Source organism: Xanthomonas sp. NCPPB 3200, assembly GCF_056393585.1.
This window is the reverse complement of the sequence record NZ_CM150785.1, coordinates 4,256,063-4,276,058: the sequence shown is the minus strand read 5'-3', so window position 1 is coordinate 4,276,058 and position 19,996 is coordinate 4,256,063. Positions and strand designations below refer to the sequence as shown.

At 68.5% G+C, this 19,996-nt stretch carries 17 protein-coding genes; 6 read left to right on the top strand and 11 right to left on the bottom strand.

The window, feature by feature from the left end:
- Positions 1 to 60: 60 nt before the first annotated feature.
- The 7 genes from tsaC to AC06DU_RS18460 form a co-directional block, all read right to left on the bottom strand.
- On the bottom strand, positions 61 to 624 hold the full coding sequence (tsaC, locus tag AC06DU_RS18490; protein WP_039515356.1) for an L-threonylcarbamoyladenylate synthase type 1 TsaC: 564 nt from the start codon (positions 622 to 624) through the stop codon (positions 61 to 63).
- Between the two features lie 9 nt (positions 625 to 633).
- A complete protein-coding gene (locus AC06DU_RS18485) occupies positions 634 to 3,132 on the bottom strand; it encodes a DNA topoisomerase I (RefSeq protein WP_478202994.1) in 2,499 nt (832 codons plus the stop codon).
- A 182-nt stretch (positions 3,133 to 3,314) separates the two neighbouring features.
- A complete protein-coding gene (locus AC06DU_RS18480; RefSeq protein ID WP_434982581.1) occupies positions 3,315 to 4,547 on the bottom strand; it encodes an RDD family protein in 1,233 nt (410 codons plus the stop codon).
- Between the two features lie 27 nt (positions 4,548 to 4,574).
- Positions 4,575 to 5,309 (bottom strand): pilin, encoded by a 735-nt coding sequence (locus tag AC06DU_RS18475; protein WP_478202993.1) that lies wholly within the window; start codon positions 5,307 to 5,309, stop codon positions 4,575 to 4,577.
- Between the two features lie 37 nt (positions 5,310 to 5,346).
- Positions 5,347 to 5,820: a DUF494 family protein gene (locus AC06DU_RS18470; RefSeq protein WP_003484452.1), complete on the bottom strand. Its 474-nt coding sequence runs from the start codon at positions 5,818 to 5,820 to the stop codon at positions 5,347 to 5,349.
- Positions 5,821 to 5,863: 43 nt separating this feature from the next.
- On the bottom strand, positions 5,864 to 7,000 hold the full coding sequence (gene dprA / locus AC06DU_RS18465; protein ID WP_024938527.1) for a DNA-processing protein DprA: 1,137 nt from the start codon (positions 6,998 to 7,000) through the stop codon (positions 5,864 to 5,866).
- A gap of 71 nt (positions 7,001 to 7,071) precedes the next feature.
- Positions 7,072 to 8,208, bottom strand: a complete 1,137-nt coding sequence (locus AC06DU_RS18460) for a LysM peptidoglycan-binding domain-containing protein (protein ID WP_104575567.1) — start codon at positions 8,206 to 8,208, stop codon at positions 7,072 to 7,074.
- Positions 8,209 to 8,339: 131 nt separating this feature from the next.
- Between AC06DU_RS18460 and def the strand changes: the two genes are divergently transcribed.
- From def to AC06DU_RS18435, 5 genes are all read left to right on the top strand, one after another.
- Complete coding sequence (gene def / locus AC06DU_RS18455) at positions 8,340 to 8,852, top strand: peptide deformylase (RefSeq protein WP_024938525.1); 513 nt, start codon at positions 8,340 to 8,342, stop codon at positions 8,850 to 8,852.
- Positions 8,853 to 9,159: 307 nt separating this feature from the next.
- Positions 9,160 to 10,083 (top strand): methionyl-tRNA formyltransferase, encoded by a 924-nt coding sequence (gene fmt, locus AC06DU_RS18450; RefSeq protein WP_104646464.1) that lies wholly within the window; start codon positions 9,160 to 9,162, stop codon positions 10,081 to 10,083.
- Complete coding sequence (gene rsmB, locus AC06DU_RS18445) at positions 10,083 to 11,393, top strand: 16S rRNA (cytosine(967)-C(5))-methyltransferase RsmB (protein WP_478202992.1); 1,311 nt, start codon at positions 10,083 to 10,085, stop codon at positions 11,391 to 11,393. Before fmt ends, rsmB begins: the two co-directional genes overlap by 1 nt.
- 48 nt (positions 11,394 to 11,441) lie before the next feature.
- Complete coding sequence (locus AC06DU_RS18440; protein WP_478202991.1) at positions 11,442 to 13,163, top strand: ArnT family glycosyltransferase; 1,722 nt, start codon at positions 11,442 to 11,444, stop codon at positions 13,161 to 13,163.
- A 153-nt stretch (positions 13,164 to 13,316) separates the two neighbouring features.
- Complete coding sequence (locus AC06DU_RS18435; RefSeq protein ID WP_478202990.1) at positions 13,317 to 14,594, top strand: O-antigen ligase family protein; 1,278 nt, start codon at positions 13,317 to 13,319, stop codon at positions 14,592 to 14,594.
- A 122-nt stretch (positions 14,595 to 14,716) separates the two neighbouring features.
- Here AC06DU_RS18435 and AC06DU_RS18430 read toward each other — a convergent pair whose 3' ends face one another.
- Positions 14,717 to 15,541 (bottom strand): glycosyltransferase family 2 protein, encoded by an 825-nt coding sequence (locus tag AC06DU_RS18430; RefSeq protein WP_102580477.1) that lies wholly within the window; start codon positions 15,539 to 15,541, stop codon positions 14,717 to 14,719.
- Between AC06DU_RS18430 and AC06DU_RS18425 the strand changes: the two genes are divergently transcribed.
- A complete protein-coding gene (locus AC06DU_RS18425; RefSeq protein ID WP_478202989.1) occupies positions 15,542 to 16,600 on the top strand; it encodes a CDP-glycerol glycerophosphotransferase family protein in 1,059 nt (352 codons plus the stop codon).
- Positions 16,601 to 16,667: 67 nt separating this feature from the next.
- Here the strand turns inward: AC06DU_RS18425 and AC06DU_RS18420 are convergent, their stop codons facing one another.
- The 3 genes from AC06DU_RS18420 to ribA are packed head-to-tail and all read right to left on the bottom strand — an operon-like array spanning position 16,668 to position 19,918.
- Positions 16,668 to 18,173 (bottom strand): PH domain-containing protein, encoded by a 1,506-nt coding sequence (locus AC06DU_RS18420; RefSeq protein ID WP_478202988.1) that lies wholly within the window; start codon positions 18,171 to 18,173, stop codon positions 16,668 to 16,670.
- Entirely contained in the window at positions 18,170 to 18,769 is a 600-nt protein-coding gene (locus AC06DU_RS18415) for a PH domain-containing protein (RefSeq protein ID WP_478202987.1), read from the bottom strand. Before AC06DU_RS18415 ends, AC06DU_RS18420 begins: the two co-directional genes overlap by 4 nt.
- A 15-nt stretch (positions 18,770 to 18,784) precedes the next feature.
- On the bottom strand, positions 18,785 to 19,918 hold the full coding sequence (gene ribA, locus AC06DU_RS18410; protein ID WP_016902497.1) for a GTP cyclohydrolase II RibA: 1,134 nt from the start codon (positions 19,916 to 19,918) through the stop codon (positions 18,785 to 18,787).
- Between the last annotated feature and the right edge of the window lie 78 nt (positions 19,919 to 19,996).

Below are 19,996 nucleotides of genomic sequence, written 5' to 3'. Positions count from 1 at the left end.
GGCAAAGGGGCAGGCGGTGTTCAAGGCCAAGCGCGCCGACAGGCGGCGCGTGGCGGCTGCTCAGTCGCGCAGGATCTGTCCGCTGCGGGCGTCGCGGATCTGGGTCGGTTGCGCCAATGCGCCCACCTCGCCATCCGTCACCCCGTCGATGCTGGCCAGCAGGGCCGGGTCCAGCGCCTGTCGGCTGCGCGCGGGCGGTTCGCCGGCCAGGTTGGCGCTGGTGGACACCAATGGGCCGCCCCAGGCCGCACAGAGCGCGGCGACCAGCGGGTGCGCGCTGATGCGCACCGCCAGCCCGTCATGCGCGCCGGTGACCCAGCGCGGCGCCTGGGCGGTGATCGGCAGGATCCAGGTATGCGGGCCTGGCCAGCTGGCCAGCACCTCCTGCTTGCGGGCCGGCGCCAGCGCGTCCAGATCCACCCAGTCGTGCAGCACATCCACGCTGGCGGCCACCACGATCACGCCCTTGTCGACCGGGCGGCGTTTGATCTCCAGCAGTCGCAGCACGGCGGCCTGCTGGCGCGGGTCGCAGCCCAGCCCCCACACCGCTTCGGTGGGATAGGCGATCACGCCGCCCCGGGTCAGGGTGGCGACGGCGCTGTCCAGGCTGAGCGTGTGCTGCATGCGGCGGCCTTAGCTTGCGGCCTTGCTCGCGGTCTTCTTGACCACGCGCTTGCTGGCCTTCTTGGCAGCGGCCTTCTTGGCCGGCGCCTTCTTCGCCGCGGTCTTGGTGGCGGTCTTCTTTACCGCGGTCTTCTTGGCAGCGGCGTCCTTGGCTTCCTTGGCCGAATCCTTCACCGCGTTCTTCTTGAGCGTGGCCTTCTTGGCGCCGAAGCCCTTGCGCACCGGCTTGCCGGTGTCGGCCAGCAGCTGCTGCACTTCCTCGAACGTCAGCGACGCCGGCTCGCGATCCTTGGGGATCTTGCCATTGAGCTTGCCATCGCTGATGTACGGGCCGAAGCGGCCGTTGAGCACCTGGATGTCGCTGCCGTCGAAGTCCTTGATCACGCGGTTGCGCGCGATCTCTTCCTTCTCCTCGATCAGGAACACCGCGCGCGCCAGATCGATGGTGTATGGGTCGTCTTCCTTCTTCAGCGACGCATAGACGCTGCCGCGGCGCGCGAACGGGCCGAACCGGCCGATGCCGACGCTGACGTCCTGGTCCTTGTCCTGGCCCAGTGCGCGCGGCATCTTGAACAGCTCCAATGCGTCTTCGATGGAGATCGAGTAAATGCTCTGGCCTGGCCGCAGCGAGGCGAAGGTGGGCTTTTCCTCGTCTTCGACGGTGCCGATCTGCACCATCGGGCCGAACCGGCCGATGCGCGCGCTGACTTCCTTGCCGCTGACCGGGTCGGTGCCCAGCACGCGCACGCTGCCGGCGTCGGTCTTGTCCAGCGAATCCTTCTTGTCCTCGACCAGTTCCTTGAACGGGCCCCAGAACTTCTCCATCAGCGGGATCCACTCTTCCTCGCCCCGCGAGACCGCATCCAGGTCGTCTTCGAGCTTGGCGGTGAAGTCGTAATCCACGTAACGGGTGAAATGCCCGGACAGGAACTTGGACACGGCGCGGCCCACGTCGGTGGGACGGAAGCTGCGGCCTTCCATTTCCACGTACTTGCGGAACTGCAGGGTCTGGATGATCGAGGCGTAGGTGGACGGCCGGCCGATGCCGTATTCCTCCAGTGCCTTGACCAGTGCCGCTTCGGTGAAGCGCGGCGGCGGCTGGGTAAAATGCTGGTCGGTGACGATGCGGTCCAGCGGGATGTTGTCGCCGGCCTTCATCAGCGGCAGCTTGCGGCCTTCGTCCTCGTCCTCGCTGCTCTTGGTGTCCTTGCCTTCCTCGTAGACCGCCAGGAAGCCGGGCACCACCACGGTGGTGCCGCTGGCGCGGAACACGTGCTCGCTGCCGGCCGACAGATCGACGCTGACGGTGTTGAGCGTGGCCGGGATCATCTGGCAGGCCACGGCGCGGCGCCAGATCAACTCGTACAGGCGGCGCTCGTCGTCGGACAAAAAGCGCGCCACCTGCGCCGGGGTGCGCAGCGCCGAGGTCGGGCGCACCGCCTCATGCGCTTCCTGCGCATTCTTGGATTTGGTGGTGTAGGCGTTGGGCTGGTCCGGCAACGAGGCAGTACCGAAATCGCGCGCGATCACATCGCGGATTTCCGACAGCGCGTCCTGCGACAGGTTCACCGAGTCGGTACGCATATAGCTGATCAGACCGACCGAGCCTTCGTCGCCCAGCGCCACGCCTTCGTACAGCTTCTGCGCCACCTGCATGGTCTTGCGGGTGGTGAAGCCGAGCTTGCGCGAGGCTTCCTGCTGCAGCGTGGAGGTGGTGAACGGCGGGGCAGGGCGACGCTTGCGCTCCTTGCTGGCCACATCGGTGACATGCAGCACGCCTTGCGCGGCCTGCTGGATGCGCAGCCGCGCCGCTTCGGCGGTATCGCCATCGGTGACGGTGAACTGCTCGAACTTCTGCCCGTCCAGCTTGATCAGGCGCGCATTGAACGGCTGCGACGGATGCCGGCAATGCGCATCGATGGACCAGTACTCGCGCGCGATGAAGGCTTCGATCTCTTCCTCGCGCTCGACGATCATGCGCAGCGCCGGCGACTGCACCCGGCCGGCCGACAGCCCGCGCTGCACCTTGCGCCACAGCACCGGCGACAGGTTGAAGCCGACCAGATAGTCGAGCGCGCGACGGGCCTGCTGCGCATCGACCAGATCGGCCGCGATCGCGCGCGGCTTGAGCATGGCTTCCTTGATCGCGCGCGGGGTGATCTCGGTGAACACCACCCGCTGCATCGTCTTGTCCTTGAGCAGCCCGCGCTCTTTCAGGATCTCGGCGATGTGCCAGCTGATCGCCTCGCCCTCGCGGTCCGGGTCGGTCGCCAGATAGATGTCGTCGGCGCTCTTGGCCGCGCGTGCAATGGCTTCGACATGCTTCTCGTTCTTTTCAATCAGGTCGTAGCGCATTGCGAAGCCGTTGTCCGGATCGACCGCGCCTTCCTTGGGGACGAGATCGCGCACGTGCCCATACGAGGCCAGGACGGTGAAGTCCTTGCCGAGGTATTTATTGATCGTCTTGGCCTTGGCAGGCGATTCGACGATGAGCAGGTGCTTGGGCATGGTGGCGAATTCTTTGGGCAGGGCCCGGGGGGCGGGTAGCGTGGCCTAATTGGCCGGTGGAGGGAAGCAGATCGACCGTTTCCCACAGGTCAACGCCCGGGAAACGAGCCCGGGCGTTCAGTTCTCTTATTAGAAAGATCACGGCGGACGCCGCCGTGTCAAGCGGCCAGGGCTGCCAACTGCTAGCTCTGGCTCATTCCGATGGCGGCCAGCATGAAGCCCACCACCACCACCGAGATCACCAGCATCACCGCATAAATGGCCAGCACCACGATGGTGACCGTGTCCAGACCCCTGGATTGGCGCTCCGGGTGATCCGTAAACGCCCAGCGGTCCACCACCAGGGTGTCGCAGACCTTGTCGTGCGGAGCCTGCTTGCGCGCGGTCATGCCGGCCATGAACGCGGCCACGACCACGCCGATGCCCAGGGTGAGCACGCTGATCAGCATGTAGGCCAAGTAGCGCAGCACATTGCGCCAGAAACCGACCCGGCCGCCGTTGCTGTCGGCGCGCACCAGCTTGATGCCGCAGGCGAGCTTGCCCAGGCTGGCCTGGTGCCGGCTGGACTGCATCCAGGCGAAATACAGCGTCGGGATCGCCAGGCCGATGCCGTAGGACATCACCAGGATGGCGATGCTGAGCGCGCTGCCGTCGTCCAGCGCCGAGCCGGAATCGCCCCGGCTGGTCGCCAACGCCACGACGAACACCAGCGGGATCACGATCAGGTACACCGCAAAGCTGGTGATCAGGCTGTCCAGGATGCTGGCGGCCACGCGCCGCCACAGGCCGGCGTAGACGACCGGGGCATCGTGCAATGCGACGCTTGCCGCGGGCGCGGCGACGGAATCCCAGGCGCTTGGAAGCGGCGCGCCGGCCGGTGGTTGCGACACGGCATGCGCGGGTGTTGCAGGCGCGTGGGAGGTGTCGGTCAGGAGCGGGCTCGATGCCGCCGGGGGTGCCGCAGGGTCTGCCGGCGTGGTGGGCCACGCCGCTGGATCTGTCAGCGCAGCCTGAACGCTCGGCGGACGCTGCTGGTGATCGACTGCGGCAGGCTGATCGGCAAGGCCGGAGTCGGACCGCCCGAGCGCAGCGTCTGCCGCCGGGTCGGCAAACGGCGCATCTGCGCCAGGCGTGTGATCCACCGCGACGCTGGTCGGGTGAACCGTCGCCTGCGGCTCGCTGTGCGCAACGTTCACCGGCACATCTCCGACGCTCGGCGCGGCGGGCGCTGGAACGGCGGTGTCGATCCCCAGCTCGGCCATGACCTCGCCAAGTGCCACCCACTGCGGAAAGCCTTCGCGCCAGACCAGGCTGGATGCATCGATCAGGCCCTCCGACAGGCGCGCGCGAAGCGTGTCCGTGTCCACCGGCCCCTGGCGCTCGCGTTGTGCGTCGGCGTAATACCACTGCGTCATTGAAGTCCCCTTGCGTAAAGCGATTGACTAGCCGCGGCAGTCCGGCGGAAGTTGGTTGTCGTCGATCTCGGAGCTGCACTGCCAGCTGCCGGCGTCCGCGTCGAAATCCAGCCACAGCGCCTTGCCGTCAATTTTGGTCATTTTCGGCGCATGCAGCAGCGCCTCGACTCCGCAGTTGGTGGTGTCGAAACGGCCGATCCGCACGCTGCTCAGGACATCGTTTGCATACTGCTCGGGCGCGAGAAAGCCGGCGTCGCCGTTGACCGGGCAACGGCCTTGCTGCGCGAGAAATTCGGCGATCTGCGGCTTCAGGGGCGTCAGCGCCGCGATCGCCTGGGCGACCTTGGTACGCGTGGTGTAGTCCTGGTACGCCGGCAGCGCGATCGCCGCCAGGATGCCGATCATCGCCACCAGCACGAACATGCCCACCACCGCGCCCAGCACCAACGCCAGCGGCCACCCCGGCCCGTTGCCAGGCAGGCGATGTGCTGACGAAGAGGGTGCACTGGCGGCTGCGTTGTGAACAGCCGCTGGCGGAACCGACGGCAGGGGCGGCGGCAGCGCTGCGGCGCGCAGATCGGTGGAAATCGGTGGCCCGAGCTCGTCGGTGCATGCAGACAGCGGCACCCATCGGGCAAATCCTTCGCGCCAGACCAGGGTGTCCAGTGCAATCGCGTGATCGCGATACAGCGCCAGCAAGGCCTCGTCGGCCACCGGGCCACGCCGGTGGCGGTTGCCCTCGGCGTAATACCAACTACTCATTGCCGTCCCCTCGCACGCGTCCGTTGCGGCTTCCGTCTCAGTGTACGGGTTCAGGCTCGTCCAGGAACATCTGCGTTTCCATCCAGGCGTAGGCCGCTTCGGCACCCGGCTGGTTGAACAACACCATCAAGACCACCCATTTGAGGTCGTCCAGGTCCAGTTCGTCCTGGTCCAGCGCCATGGCGCGATCAAGCACCAGCTCGCGCTGGTCGGCGTCGAGGATGCGGTGTTGCTCCAGGAACAGCAGGAATCCACGGCAGTCCACATCGAGCTTGTCCAGCTCCGGGCCGTGGTAGATGCGTACCGGTCCATCGACATGCGGGCGCGCCACGCTAGGCCGCTGCTCGGAGAGCGCGTCCAGCCAATCGAAGGCTTTGCTGATTTCTGCGGGGCTGAAACCGGCCTGGATCAGGCCATTCTGAAGCGAGTCACGGTCGCGGACCAGGTCCGCATCTTCGCTGAAATAATGTTCGAACAGGTACAGCAGTACATCAAGAATGCTCTCTTTCATTGCCCCTCGGCCTGCGTCGCGCGACGCTGTGGAGGTGAAGAAACTAGGGATTGCGGGTATAGCGACCGTGCTCGGTGACCACGTCTCCCTCCAGTTCCATGATGAGCAGCATGGAGGACAGCGCGGCGGCCGTCAATCCGGTGCGTTCGACCAGGGAATCCATAGGGGTTGGGTCATGGCCCAGCGCCTGCCACAAGCGCTGGTAGTCCGGATCCGGGCGCGCCGGGCCGGCTTGCGGCGGTGTCCTGGCCTGATCAGTGGGGGCGGCCAGGCGCTGGCGCAAGGCGCTTGCCAGTTCGCCCGACAGCAGGCGCAGGCCGTCGATGACCTGGGCCGGCTCCTGGGCCAGGGTGGCGCCCTGCCGGATCAGGTGATGGCAGCCCCGCGCGAGCGGATTGTGCAGCGAGCCGGGCAGGGCGAACACCTCGCGCCCGGCCTCCGCCGCCAGCCGCGCGGTGATCAGCGCGCCCGAGCGCATGGCCGCTTCCACCACCAGGGTGCCCAGGGCCAGCCCGGCGATGATCCGGTTGCGGGCCGGGAAGTGCCCCGCGACCGGCCCGGTGCCGGGCAGGTATTCGCTGACCACCGCGCCACGCGCGGCGATGCGATCGCGCAGGGAGTGGTGATTTGCCGGATAGGCCACATCCGCGCCGGTGCCCACCACTGCCACGGTGATGGCCCCGGCACGGCCAAGCGCGGCCTCGTGCGCGATCGCGTCCACGCCGGCGGCCATGCCACTGACGATGGCCAACCCGGCGCCGGCCAGGCCGGAGGCGAACGCGCGGGTGTGGTCGCGGCCCCCGGCGGTGGCGGAGCGGCTGCCGACCACGGCCACGCCCGGGTGCCAGAGCGCGTTCGGGTCGCCGTCCACGAACAGGGCCAGCGGCGGATTGACGATGTGGCGCAGCAGGGCGGGGTAGTCGGGATCGTTCAGGCCGATCAGGTGATGGCCGGGCTGCTCGCACCACTGCAGGGCGGCGTCCAGCGCGCGCGCATCGGGAGTCTGCAGCCGTGCCGCCTGCAACTCGTCGCAGCCGGCGGCAAGCCAGGCCTCGGGCCCGGCCGCCAGTAGCTCGGCCGGGCTGGCGAAGCAGTCCAGCAGCGCATGGCGCGGCGGGCTGCGGCCGCCCGCCAGGAGCAGGGTCAGGAGCGCGCGCAGGTCGGAAGTGGGGAGGGCCATACGTCCAGCCTGAACCGCAAACGCCGACGGCGCCCTCAGGCGCCGTCGTATTACCGCATCGGAATTTTCGCTTACTGCGCGTCGGGATGCTTGACGAAGTAGCCCAGGCCGGTCGGTTTGACGCTTTCCATCACCAGCGCATAGCTGACCTTGTCGAAGGTACGGAACACCATCGCGTGCGAGGCGTATTCGTCGGGCAGGCCGACGGTGGAGCCGGCCGGGCCGCTGAAGTCGTCGTCGGTCCGCGAGAAGCGCGAGTGCTTGACGCGGTCGCTGACCGTGCGGCCCTTGCGCCAGATCGAGAACACCGTGCCGTTGTTGATGCCTTCGCGGGCACCGCCGGAGATAGCGATCACGTCGCGGGTGCCGCCGACGGTGAAGGCATCGGAGATGGCCAGTACCCGCAATTCGGTCTGCAGGGCCTGTTCCGACGGCGGATGCGGGATGAACTGCAGGTCGTAGGGCTGCGCCTCGACGGCGACGATGCGATCGCCGGCGCGTACTTCGCGGCCGCTGTCCTGCAGCAGCAGGGTGGCCGCCTTGGAGTTGCCGCCCGCCGCGCTGCGCGTGATGGTGCCGACGTTGACCTGTGCCAGTTCGTAGCCGAGGAACTCGCGGCGCGTGCTCGGCGCGATGTAGTTCTTCCAGATGTTGCCGGCGCCTGCGGTGATGTTGCCGGCCGCATCGAGGTCTTCGTTGTGCTTGGGCAAGCTGAACTTCACCGTCGGGCGCACCACCGCAAAACGCTGGCCCGGCTGTGCATCGTCCAGGCCGACCACATAGGCCACCTGGCCGGTGGTGGCGCGCGTGCGGCCGCCTTCCAGGCCCACCACGTACGGCAGCTGGTCGAAGTCGTCGGTGACGCGCAGGTTCTTCAGGAACGGCTCGACATCGGCCAGCGGAATCGCATTGATCGGCGCTTCCTGGCGCGGACCGGGCTGGACGGTGCCCTTGGCGACGCGATCCAGGTAGGCCAGGCTGATCACGTCACCGGGATAGATCAGGTGCGGATTCTGGATCTGCGGGTTGGCCTGCCAGATTTCCGGCCACAACCAGGGTTTTTGCAGGAAACGTCCAGCGATGTCCCACAGGGTATCGCCCTTGCGGACCACGTAAGTCTCTGGATGCTCGCCCACCGCTTGCGCGGCAGCGTAGGTCGCGACGGTCAGCATCGCCGCAGCGACGACCGTACGAAGTCGGTTCAACATGAGTGCCTTCTTGCCTGATTCCCCAACAGGTCTGCGCACTATAGTCCAGAAACCGGGGCGTCACGCAAGCATTGCGCTAGAATGACAGCGTCTTGCCGGCGCAGCGCCGGTGTTCCCAGACGGGTAATCCCATGGCTTTGCTCCCTATTCTCGAATTCCCCGATCCGCGGCTGCGCACCAAGGCCGTGCCGGTCGATGCTGCCGAGCTCACCAGCCCGGCATTCCAGACCCTGCTCGACGACATGTTCCAGACCATGTACGAGGCGCCCGGCATCGGCCTGGCCGCCAGTCAGGTGGACGTGCACAAGCGTTTCATGGTGATCGACGTCAGCGAGGAGAAGACGCTCCCGCAGGTGTTCATCAACCCGGAGATCGTGAGCAGGCAGGGCGAGCAGGTCTACCAGGAAGGTTGCCTGTCGGTACCGGGCATCTATGCCGACGTCGCCCGCGCCGATGCGATCACCGTGCGCTATCTTGACCGCCAGGGCAAGGCGCAGGAACTGAGCACCGACGGCCTGCTGGCGGTGTGCATCCAGCACGAGATGGACCATCTCGACGGCAAGTTGTTCGTCGATTACCTGTCGCCGCTCAAGCGCGAAATGGTGCGCAAGAAACTGGCCAAGCAGCGTAAGCACGTGGCCTGAGGGCAGTGATTGGGGAGTTGGGATTGGGAATTGGTGAAGCGGGTTTTCTGGCTGCTTGCCGGATCCGTTGGCACCCAAGCCCAATCGCCAGGCGCGGCATTCTTGCGTGTGATTGAGGCGATGGCGCAGGCCGTCGCTGCGCGCGCTCCGTGTACACGGATGGGGCGACACGTCGGGATTGGGGATGTGGATTGGCCAGCCACTGCGCTGTTGCCCAAGCCCCCTGCTGTGAATCCCGATGCCCGAATCCCCATTCCCCGCCGCCGCTGCTGCCACTCCCAAATCCCCACTCCCGAATCCCCACCCTATGAGAATCGTATTCGCCGGTACGCCGGATTTTGCCGTCGCCTCGTTGCGCGCAGCCGCGCAGCGGCATGAAGTGGTGGCGGTCTACACCCAGCCGGATCGGCCGGCCGGCCGTGGCCGCGGGTTGACGCCGTCGCCGGTCAAGCTGGACGCGATTGCGCGCGGGATCCCGGTCTTCCAGCCGCAGACGCTGCGCTCGCCGGAGGCCCTGGCCACGCTGCGCGCGCTCAATGCCGATCTGATGGTGGTGGTGGCCTACGGCCTGATCCTGCCCAAGGCGGTGCTGGCCGCGCCGACCCATGGCTGCTGGAACGTGCATGCCTCGTTGTTGCCGCGCTGGCGTGGCGCGGCGCCGATCCAGCGCGCGATCGAGGCCGGCGATACCGAAACCGGCGTCTGCCTGATGCAGATGGAAGCCGGGCTGGATACCGGCCCGGTGCTGCTGTCGCAGCGGCTGGCCATCGGCGAGCAGGAAACCGGCGGGCAGCTGCACGATCGCCTGGCCGCGCTGGGCGCGCAGGTGCTGGCCGATGGCCTGGGCCTGCTGCGTGCCGGCATCCGCCCGGTGGCGCAGCCGCAGCCGGCCGAGGGCGTGACCTATGCGCACAAGCTGGACAAGACGCAGGCGCGGCTGGACTGGACCCAGCCGGCGCAGGAACTGGCGCGGCGGGTACGCGCGTTCAATCCATGGCCGGTGGCCGAGGCGGTCCTGGCCGGCGAGCGCGTGCGCCTGCATGGTGCGGTGGCGCTGGAGCTGGCCCATCAGCAGGCGCCGGGCACCCTGCTCGCCGCCAGCAAGCAGGGCATCGACATCGCCTGCGGGCAGGGCGCGCTGCGGGTGCGCGTGCTGCAGCGCGAGGGCGGCAAGGCGATCACCGCTGCCGACTACCTCAACGCGCGCCGCGACCTGCCGGCGCTGCGCTGATGTCGGCAGAGACCGCAACCGCCGGCGTCGGCTCGCGTCTGGCCGCAGCACGGGTGCTGACGGCGGTGTTCGACCAGGGCCGCTCGCTCAAGGCCGAACTGGCCGCGACCTTGCCCGGTCTTGATGATCCACGCGACCGCGCGCTGGTGGAGGCGATCTGCTTTGCGGTGCTGCGCCGCCGCCCGGCCTATGACGTGGCATTGCGGCAGTGGCTGGAACGCCCGTTGCCGCCGCGCGATGCGGAACTGAAAGCGCTGCTGATGGCCGGCTTCGCCCAGCTCGACGTGCTGCAGCTGCCCGCGCATGCGGCCTTGTCGGCCACCGTGGACGCGTGCCGCGCGCTGGGCCGGCCGCGCCAGGCCGGCATGGTCAACGCGATCCTGCGGCGCGCCCAGCGCGAGGGGTTTCCGGCGGTGTCCGCCGATGCGGGCTGGCCGTCCTGGCTGCGCAAGCAACTGCGTGCCGATTGGGGCGAGCAGGCCGAACGCATCTTCGTGGCAAGCGCGCAGATGGCGCCGATGTGGCTGCGCGTGCAGCGCTCGCGGATCGACCCGGCCGGTTATGTCGAACGGCTGGCCGCGCTGGGCATCGGCGCGGACACGGATGCGCTGTTGCCGGATGCGGTGCGTCTGCACGGGGCGGTGCCGGTGAGCCAGTTGCCGGGTTTTGCCGACGGCGATGTCTCGGTGCAGGACGGCTCTGCCCAGCAGGTTGCCGATGCGCTGGCGCTGGCGCCGTCGGCACGCGTGCTCGATGCCTGCGCGGCGCCCGGCGGCAAGGCCGCGCATCTGCTGGAACGTCATCCTGGCCTGCAGCTCACCGCGCTGGATGTGGATGCGCGCCGGCTGGAGCGGGTGCAGCAGACCTTGCAGCGCACCGTGCCGGGCGCGCAGGTGACCTTGCACACCGCTGACGCCGCCGATAACGCCGCATGGTGGGACGGCCAGCCGTACGATGCGGTGCTGCTGGATGCGCCGTGTTCGGCCACCGGCGTGGTGCGCCGTCAGCCCGACGTGCTGCTGCATCGCCGTGCCGACGATATCGACGTCTTGTGCGCGTTACAGGCGCGCTTGCTCGATGCCACCTGGCGCACGCTGCGACCGGGCGGGCAGCTGCTCTACACCACCTGTTCCCTGCTTGCGCGCGAGAACCAGGCGCAGGTGCAGGCATTCCTGCAACGCACTGCCGATGCACAGGCGCAGCCGCTGGGCGCGCAATTCGGTCATGCGGCCGGTGCCGGACGTCAGCGTTTCCCCGGCGAGCAGCACTGCGACGGTTTTTTCTACGCGCTTTTGCTAAAAGCGTCCTGACCGCGCGCCGACCCCGGCGCTCCACCTTCGCATCCACTGCCGCCCGTCATGCTCAAGACTCGTGCTTCCAAGGATTTCTGGCTGCTGGCCATCACCGCCGTTCTGGTGATCGGCGCCGGCCTGGGACTGCGCGACCCCTGGCCGTCGGACGAGCCGCGGTTTGCACTGGTCGCCAAGCAAATGGTGATGAGCGGCGACTGGTTGTTCCCGCATCGCGGCAACGAGCTGTACTCGGACAAGCCGCCGATGCTGATGTGGCTGCAGGCGCTGTTCTACACGCTGCTGGGCAACTGGCGGGTGGCGTTCCTGCTGCCGTCGCTGCTGGCGGCGTTGGGCACGCTGGCCTGCGTGTACGACCTGGGGCGGCGCCTGTGGACCCGGCGTGTGGGCGCGTATGCGGCGTGGATGCTGCTGTTCACGCTGCACTTCACCTTCCAGGCCAAGAAGGCGCAGATCGATCCGCTGGTGGTGTTCTGGATCACCCTGGCCAATTACGGGTTGCTGCGCCATCTGCTGCTGGGGCCGGCCTGGCGCTGGTGGACGCTGGGCTGGTTTGCCGCCGGGCTGGGCGTGATTACCAAGGGCGTCGGCATCATCGCCCTGCTGATGCTGATCCCGGCCGGCATTGCGGCGGCGCGCGGCTGGCCGGGCGTGCGCGTGCATGTGCGCGATCGGCGCTTCTGGCTGGGGCCGCTGTTCTTCTTCGTCGCGATCCTGCTGTGGTTCGTGCCGATGATGGTGACCGCGCTGACCGCCGGCCAGCCCGAGTACCGCGTCTATCTCAACGACATCCTGCTGCGCCAGACCGCCAAGCGCTATGCCAATTCCTGGGATCACGCGCAGCCGGTCTGGTACCACTTCAAGGGCATGGCCACGATGTGGCTGCCGACCATCCTGGTGCTGCCCTGGGCGATCCCGGCCTGGTGGCGCCGGCTCAAGCGACGCGATGCGCGCTATCTGTTGCCGCTGGCCTGGTGGCTGCTGGTGCTGGTGTTCTTCACCATTCCCAGCGGCAAGCGCGATGTGTACATCCTGCCGGCGCTGCCGATGTTCTGCCTGGCGCTGGCGCCGCTGGCGGCAGGCCTGCTGCGCCGCGCCGGGGTGCAGCGGCTGCTGTTCGGATTCGTGCTGCTGCTGACGCTGGCCTTCGCTGCCGGCGGCGCGGCGATGCTGATCGGGCATCCGGGCTTCGAGCAGAAGATCATGGACAGCCGCGGGGTCGGCAGCGAGGCCACCGACCCGCTCGGCTGGCTGCTGCTGGCGGTCGGTCTGTGGGGCGTGGCCAGCCTGTTGCTGCTGCGGGTGCGCCGCTCCGCGCTTGCCGCTGCATCGCTGCTGGGCGCGTGGTGGGTGGCGTTCGGCCTGGTCTGCTATCCGATCTTCAACGACTCCAGTTCGGCGGGCGCGGTGATGCGCGAGGCCGGGCGCCGGATCGGCCCGGACGCGCAGCTCGGGCTGGTGGCCTGGAAAGAGCAGAACCTGCTGATGGCCGACCGCCCCGCGCAGACCTTCGGCTTCAAGGTGCCGTGGGAACAACAGCTGCAGCGCGCGGTGGCCTGGCAGGCAGAGCGTCCCGATCGACGTTGGCTGATGGCGCAGGAGACCGCGCTGCTGACCTGCGTGGACCGCAGCCGCAGCCAGATGGTGGGGGTGGCCAACCGCCGTCGCTGGTGGCTGGTGCCGGCCGATGCCGTGCACGGCAGCTGCGTGGCGAGCTCCGAGCAGCGGGCAGTGGAAGCGCAGGAGCAGGGCAACCTGGACACCGAATGAGCCGGCGCAGCGCAGGTGTCTGCCGCGATCGGCGGCCCGTCAATGCCGTCGCCGGCCGCTGTCTAGCATGGATTCATGCGGGGCATCGTTAGCTTGGCCGGCGTCGCTGACGCGTGTTGCCCGATGTCACCCCCACTTGCCACCGATGTCTGAATGAATTCCTTGCCCACCCAGCCCGCTGCGCTTTCCTCGTCGGCCCCCATCGCATCACCTGCAGGTGTGGGCATTGCCGAACTGGGCGTGTTCGCGTTGACCGCCTTGGTGGTCAGCATGCCGAGCGGGTTGCTGCCGTTCGGGCTGTGCCTGTTGCTTGGCTCGCTGGTGGGGTGGCGCAGCCTGCGCGCAGGCGTTGCCATGCGCCCCTGGTCGCTGCGTGCGCTGGGGTGGTTGGCCGCGGCGGTGATCGCGATGTCGCTGTTGTCGATCGTGCTGTTCGAACACGGGCTGCGCGATGTCGACAACCGCTCGCGCTTTCTGGTGCTGCCGTGGGCGGCGGTGTGGGCGTACGCACTGCGGCCGCGCCAGGTCTGGCTATGGCGTGGCGCGCTGGCCGGCGTGTTCGCGGCAATGTTGATCGCCATGCTGCAGGTGATGAACGGTGCCGACCGCGCGGAAGGCTGGACCAATGCGATTGTATTTGCCGATATCGCGCTGATGTTGCTGGTAGTGGCGGTGTTCTGCCGCCCGCCTGGCAAGGTGCGCTGGCTGGTGGGCGCAGCCATCGCTACGGTGGTGGTGATCGTGCTCAGCGGCAGCCGCGGGGTGTGGTTGTCGCTGCTGGTGACCTTGGGCGTGCTGATCTGGGGCGCGCCCTGGCAGAGCGCACGCATGCGCTTGCTGACCTTCGTCGGCAGTGCGGTGCTGGCGGTGGGCGTGGTGCTCAGCGTGCCGGCGTTGACCCAGCAGATGCGCCTGGGCGAGTTGCAGAGCGACCTGCAGCGCTACGAGGTCGGCGACAGCGACTCGTCCGCCGGTGCCCGGATCGAGCGCCTGCATGTGGCCTGGGACACCTTGCGCGCGCATCCGCTCACCGGCATCGGCGTCGGGCGCTTCGACGATGCGATGCGCGAGCTGCCGGTGTGCGCCGGCGACACCTGGCTGCTGCGCTGCCATCTGGGCCATGCGCACAACGATCTGGCCGAGTGGGGCGCCACCCAGGGCGTGCCGGGCCTGTTGCTGCTGTTTGCGGTCTACGGGGTGCCGTTATGGGTCTTCGTGCGGCTGCATCGCCGCAGCGGCCAGCGCCAGTTCCGCGGACCGGCCGCGGCCGGGGTGATGATCGTGGTGAGCTATGCGCTGTGCGGACTGACCCAGTCGATGTTTGCGCACCAGGTGTCGGCCAGCTTCTACACGGCGATGGTCGGTGTGCTGGTCGGGCTGGCAGCGCGTCAGGCGCAGGAGTTGCCGGCTCGAGAGGCCGACAAGGTCTAGCAAGCGGGCTTGCGGTGGCGATGGGTTATTCGCTCGTCACCGGAATTGACGTGGTGGAGTGCCGGCTTCGAGCGCGTCTTGCGCCGAGGTAGCGGCGAGCGCAGTCGTGTTGCTGACCGCTCTCAGTCGCCGCGCCGCTCGTCCGCACGCGGCGGATCCTGCACCGGCTGGTTGTGCTGCAGCAGCCACAACATGATGGTCTTCTGGCGCACGTAGTTGGCGCGCACGTAGGCATAGATCAACCCGTGCCAGCCATCGCGAAACCCGCCGCGCAGCAGGTAGCCGCGCCAGAAGCGCCAGGCCGGCGCCAGCACCAGCTTGCTCCAGGTCGCGCGTTTGCCGCGCGCATGCTCGTGTTCGGCCATCATCTGCGCATAGCGCTGGGTCTTGGCCAGTTGCTGCGCCAGCGAGCGGTACGGATAGTGGATCAGATCGCCCGCCAGGGTCACCACTGCACCGTCGACACTGGCCGCCTCGTGGATCTCGCGCTTGCCGCGCCAGCCGCCGCGGCGTCGATCGAACAAGCGCAGCACCCGATCCGGATAGGCATTGCCATGGCGCAGGAACCGGCCGAAATAATCCGACAGCCGTGCGAAGCGATAGCCGGCGGCATTGGCAAAGCCGCCATCGCGCGCGGCAACGATCGACGCCCGCAAGGCATCGCTGACGCGTTCGTCGGCATCCAGACACAGCACCCAGTCGTGGCTGGCCTGCGCAACGCAGAACGCCTTCTGGCTGCGGTAGCCATCGAAGGCGCGCTGCAGGACGCGTGCGCCGTGCGCGGTGGCCAGCGTCACGGTGGCGTCGGTGGAGCCGGAGTCCACCACCACGATCTCGTCGCAGAACGCCAGCGAGCGCAGGCAGTCGCGTAGGCGATCGGCCTCGTTGAACGCGATAATGCAGGCGCTGATGCGCGGCCGTTCGTCGGGTGCGGTCGAAGAGGACATGTGATGGCTCAATACCTGCTGTTCGCAACGGAACGTTACGCGTTGCCTATTCTGGCGCCATTGGCGCAGGCATTACAGGCCCGCGGGCACGCCGTGTCGGCGTGGTTGGAGGGCGGTGCGCGCGGGCTGGTGTTGCCGGAGGTGCGCGAGGTCGGCCTGCGCGAGGCGCTGGCGTTGCGCCCGCGTGCGGTGTTCAGCGCGGCCAACTGGGTGCCGCCGTTCATTGCGGGCGCCAAGGTGCAGCTGTTCCATGGCTTCAATGTGCAGAAACGCGAAGACAACCGCGGGCACTTCCGCGTGCGCGGGCTGTTCGATCTGTATTGCACGCAGGGCCCGGCCACCACGGCGCCGTTTCGCGCGCTCGCCGAGCGCGAAGGGCATTTTGCCGTGGTCGAAACCGGCTGGCCCAAGCTCGACCCGGTGTTCCGCGACGATGGCGGCCGCAGCGCTGCACTGCGCGCGCCGGCCAACGGGCGGCCGGTGATCCTGTTCGGTTCCACGTTTACCGAGCGCTTGAGCGCTGCGCCCGCGCTCTACGACGAGATCGCCGCCGATATCGCACGCGGTGCGCATTACTGGCTGCTGACGCTGCATCCGAAGTGCGCGCCGGAGCTGTTCGATCGCTATCGCGCGCTGGCCGGGCCGCATGCCCGCTTTGTCGAACCCGAAGAAGTGATGGCCGCGCAGCGTGCGGCCGATGTGCTGGTGTCGGATACCTCGTCGATCGTGTCCGAGTTCGTGGTGCAGCACAAACCGGTGGTGACCTTCCGCAACCGCGTGCCGCAGCCGCATATGCTGGACTTCCAGCAGCCCGGGCAATTGCCGCAGCAGCTGGCGCGCGCGCTGGCGCCGGATGCGTCGCTGCGCGATGCGCTCGCCCGTTATGCCGATGCGATCCACCCGTACCGCGACGGGCAGTCGTCGGAGCGGGTGATCGCAGCGACCGAGGACTTCATCGCCGGCAAGCTCGGCCCACTGCGGCGCAAGCCGCTGGGCGCAGTGTGGCGAGGCCTGCAGATCCGCCGCGAACTCGGATACTGGGGCCCGGCACAACGCTGATCGCTGCGAGTTGCGCATCGACGAGATACCGCTACCAATCAGCACTTCACCCAATCCCGATTCCCAATCACCAACGCAGCTTGCGTCGCGCCAACGCGGCACCCAACTGCGCCTGCAGTGCCTGCGCCTGCGCCAACGGCACGAAGCGCAGCCGCAACCCCGGGCCGGCCGCGCTGGCGCCGGCAGTGTCCAGCCACAGCGTTGCGGTGCCGGACAGACGGTCCAGCGGCGAGCGTTGCAGTTGCAGCGCCTGCAGCTTGTCCAGCTCGGCCAGCCGCCACCAGCGTTTCCACCAGCCGCCGCGCACGGCGACAAACCGTGCATCCACCGCGTAGCCCATGCGGTGCACCTGGCGATGCGCCTTGAATGCGCTCCACGGCAACCACAGCAGCAACCACGCCGCCTGGTTGCCGAACTGCCAGGCCAGGCCCATCACCAGCGGCAGCAGCAACAACAGCGTGGGCAGACTCAAGCGCCACCAGCAATGCGTGGCGATCGCCTGCCACTGTGCCGGCGGCCAGGCGATCCCCGGCAGCAGGCGCTGCAACAAGGCATCGCAGCGCTGCGGGTCGGCAATCGGCGCAAGCTCCTTCAATGCGCTGCCTTCGCGGTCGGCGCTGCCGGCTACTGCAGTCTCCACCCGCAACTGGCGACGGCCGAACAGGCGATGCAGGCGGCTTTCGTACAGTGTCCACGACTGGATGCGCCGCAGCGCCACGCTGCTGCGGATGCGCGTCAGCAGGCCGCGCTCCACGGTGAGGCGGCGCTCGGATTGGCTGAGATGGAAGCCGTGGTACTGCGCCACCGCCAGCGCCACCGACAGCGCGCGCATCGCGACCAATACGGCCAGGGCGCCCAGCACCACCAACGCGGCGGTCACCGCCGCCCCCGGATGGATCTGGCTGACGTAGCGGTACGCCAGCTCGCCGTTGTGCTCGACGAAGTTGGACACGGTGCGGCGCGGAATCATCTGGTAGATCACGCCGAAGCTGGCAGCCACCACCACCATGCCGCGGTTGGAGATCAGCCCCAGCCGGATCACTTCGCCCAACGGCAGACGCAGTAGCGTGTTGCTGTCGGCCTCGATCTGCGGCGTGCCGGCATCGGCGTCATGCGTGCGGCGACGGATCAGGTCTTCCAGCGCCAGTGCCTGGTCCAGCCGCAGCACGCGCATTTCCGCTTCGGGCTTGTGGCCGCCGGCCGATTCCAGGCGTACCTCGGCCACGCCGGCCAGCCGGTGCAGCAGCGATTGATGCACCACCACGTTATGGATGCGCGCGAACGGGATATCGCGCCGGCTGCGTTCCAGCAGCCCGCTGCGGATCGCCACGCCATCGGTGCCGATGCGGTAGCGGTAGGTGAAATAGCGCAGCACCGAGATTGCCACCAGCACTGCCATCACCACGCCGGTGGCGATGTGGTCGGCCGAGTCGCGGCTGCCATCGCGGCTGCCGAACAGCACCAGGGCCGCCAGCGGAATCAGGAACTGGCGGATCTGCTGCAACAACACGAACACCCACGACAGCGGATGCAGGCGCTGCTCGTCCTGGCCGGAGTGTTCGATGGCGCTCACAGCGCGTCGTCGTCGTGATCGAGCTGGCGGGCGAGGCGGTCGCGCAGGCGTTCGGCATCGCCCTGATCCAGGCCGGACAAGGCCACCGCGTTGAGCCGGCTGCCGGCGGTATGCACCACCAGCGTGGTCAGCCGGGTGGCGCGTTCGATCGGGCCGCGGCGCAGGTCCACGTGCTGCACGCGCGAAATCGGGATGCGCGTGTCGCTCTGCCACAGATGGCCGCGTTGCAGCGCCAGGCCGTGCTGGTCGAGTTTCCAGTGGGTGAGCCGATGCCGTTTGACCGCGAACCACGCACCCAGCAGCGCGGCCACCACGGTCACGCCCAGCACCGCCGGCCAGTCATGCCAGGCGTGCAGCACGATGACGGTCACGCCGGCGGCGATCAGCCCGGCACATCCGCCGCCCAGCGCGCCGTTGACGCCGGCCACATACGCCCCGCGTTGCGGTAGCGGTTGCCACTGGGTGTGGTCCATCGCCGGAGCCTGTGCCGGCGCGGCAGCGACGATGACCTCGGGGTGCGGCGGTGGAGCGTCGTGCACAAGGTTGGCCTGCAGGAGCGGTGCGCAAGCATAGCCGGGCGCCGCGGACGGGCGCATCCGGCGCAGCGGCGCTTACTGCGCGGCCAGAATCAGCGCGTCCACATCCAGCGCATGCCCGGCACGCGCGGCCTTGGTGCGCAGGTACTGCTCGTTCTCCGGAGTGATGTCGCCGGTCACCGGGATGCGGTCTTCGACCGCGATGCCGGCCGCACGCAGACGCTCGGCCTTGGCGGGATTGTTGGTCAGCAGCCGGATCCGGCCGATGCCCAGGCCGCGCAGCATCGCCACCGCACTGCCGTAGCGGCGCTCGTCCGGGCCAAAGCCCAGCTGCGCATCGGCATCGATGGTGTCCAGGCCGGCATGCTGGTAACCGTACGCGCGCATCTTGGCGGCGATGCCGGTGCCACGGCCTTCCTGGTCCAGATACAGCAGCACGCCGCCGCCGAGTTCCTTCAGCTTGGCCAGGCCATGCCGCAGCTGGTCGCCGCAATCGCATTTGAGCGAACCGAACAGATCGCCGGTCAGGCAGGAGGAATGCACGCGCACCGGCACTGCGGCCGACAGGTCGGGCTGGCCGACCACGATCGCCACCTGGTCGCGCTGCGCCACCCCGCCGCGAAACACCACGAACTCGCTCATCCCCAGCCCGCGCAGCGGCACCGGCGTGCGGGTGACCAGCTCGTAGCCGGCCGCGGCGGATTTGGCGCAGCCGCTGCCCAGATCGTCCAGTGCCAGCGACTGGCAACCGGCGAAGGCGGCGTGGTCATCCGCGTCGTGCAGTTCCACGGCCAGCATCGCCGGCAGCAGCAGTCCCAGCCGCGCGATTTCCACCGCGCCGGCATCCAGCGCATCGCCCGGGGTCCATTGCGTCGGTACCGGGGTGTCGCGCAGGTAGGCCAGGGCAGCGAGCTGGTCGTAGTCGTGTTCGACCAGCGCCACACGTGCGCCTTGCGGCGCGCTCAGGCCCAGCACCTGGGCGCGGGTCGGGGTGACGAACAGATAGTGCCGCCCCTGCGCCGCACGCGCGAAGGCCGCGTACGACTGCGCGGTGCTGCTGTCCAGCGCCAGCACCGCGCGCGCCTGCCCGTTGGCCGCCGTCAGCAGCACCGGGCGGCCGGCGCGCAGCTCGGAGGCGGCGCGCTCGCAACGGATCGCGGCCGGATCACCGAAGGCCTGCGCGCTGGGGGAGGGGACGGGGCTGCTCATGCACGACTCCAGATGGGGATTGCCACGGCCGCTTCAAGGCGGACGCCGCTGCGGCCGTTGCCTGCCGCGTGCGGCCAT

Bases quoted from the DNA above. Each gene is read 5' to 3' on its own strand.
- tsaC (WP_039515356.1), bottom strand. From the start codon at position 624: ATGCAGCACACGCTCAGCCTGGACAGCGCCGTCGCCACCCTGACCCGG.
- AC06DU_RS18485 (WP_478202994.1), bottom strand. From the start codon at position 3,132: ATGCCCAAGCACCTGCTCATCGTCGAATCGCCTGCCAAGGCCAAGACG.
- AC06DU_RS18480 (WP_434982581.1), bottom strand. From the start codon at position 4,547: ATGACGCAGTGGTATTACGCCGACGCACAACGCGAGCGCCAGGGGCCG.
- AC06DU_RS18475 (WP_478202993.1), bottom strand. From the start codon at position 5,309: ATGAGTAGTTGGTATTACGCCGAGGGCAACCGCCACCGGCGTGGCCCG.
- AC06DU_RS18470 (WP_003484452.1), bottom strand. From the start codon at position 5,820: ATGAAAGAGAGCATTCTTGATGTACTGCTGTACCTGTTCGAACATTAT.
- dprA (WP_024938527.1), bottom strand. From the start codon at position 7,000: ATGGCCCTCCCCACTTCCGACCTGCGCGCGCTCCTGACCCTGCTCCTG.
- AC06DU_RS18460 (WP_104575567.1), bottom strand. From the start codon at position 8,208: ATGTTGAACCGACTTCGTACGGTCGTCGCTGCGGCGATGCTGACCGTC.
- def (WP_024938525.1), top strand. From the start codon at position 8,340: ATGGCTTTGCTCCCTATTCTCGAATTCCCCGATCCGCGGCTGCGCACC.
- fmt (WP_104646464.1), top strand. From the start codon at position 9,160: ATGAGAATCGTATTCGCCGGTACGCCGGATTTTGCCGTCGCCTCGTTG.
- rsmB (WP_478202992.1), top strand. From the start codon at position 10,083: ATGTCGGCAGAGACCGCAACCGCCGGCGTCGGCTCGCGTCTGGCCGCA.
- AC06DU_RS18440 (WP_478202991.1), top strand. From the start codon at position 11,442: ATGCTCAAGACTCGTGCTTCCAAGGATTTCTGGCTGCTGGCCATCACC.
- AC06DU_RS18435 (WP_478202990.1), top strand. From the start codon at position 13,317: ATGAATTCCTTGCCCACCCAGCCCGCTGCGCTTTCCTCGTCGGCCCCC.
- AC06DU_RS18430 (WP_102580477.1), bottom strand. From the start codon at position 15,541: ATGTCCTCTTCGACCGCACCCGACGAACGGCCGCGCATCAGCGCCTGC.
- AC06DU_RS18415 (WP_478202987.1), bottom strand. From the start codon at position 18,769: ATGCGCCCGTCCGCGGCGCCCGGCTATGCTTGCGCACCGCTCCTGCAG.
- ribA (WP_016902497.1), bottom strand. From the start codon at position 19,918: ATGAGCAGCCCCGTCCCCTCCCCCAGCGCGCAGGCCTTCGGTGATCCG.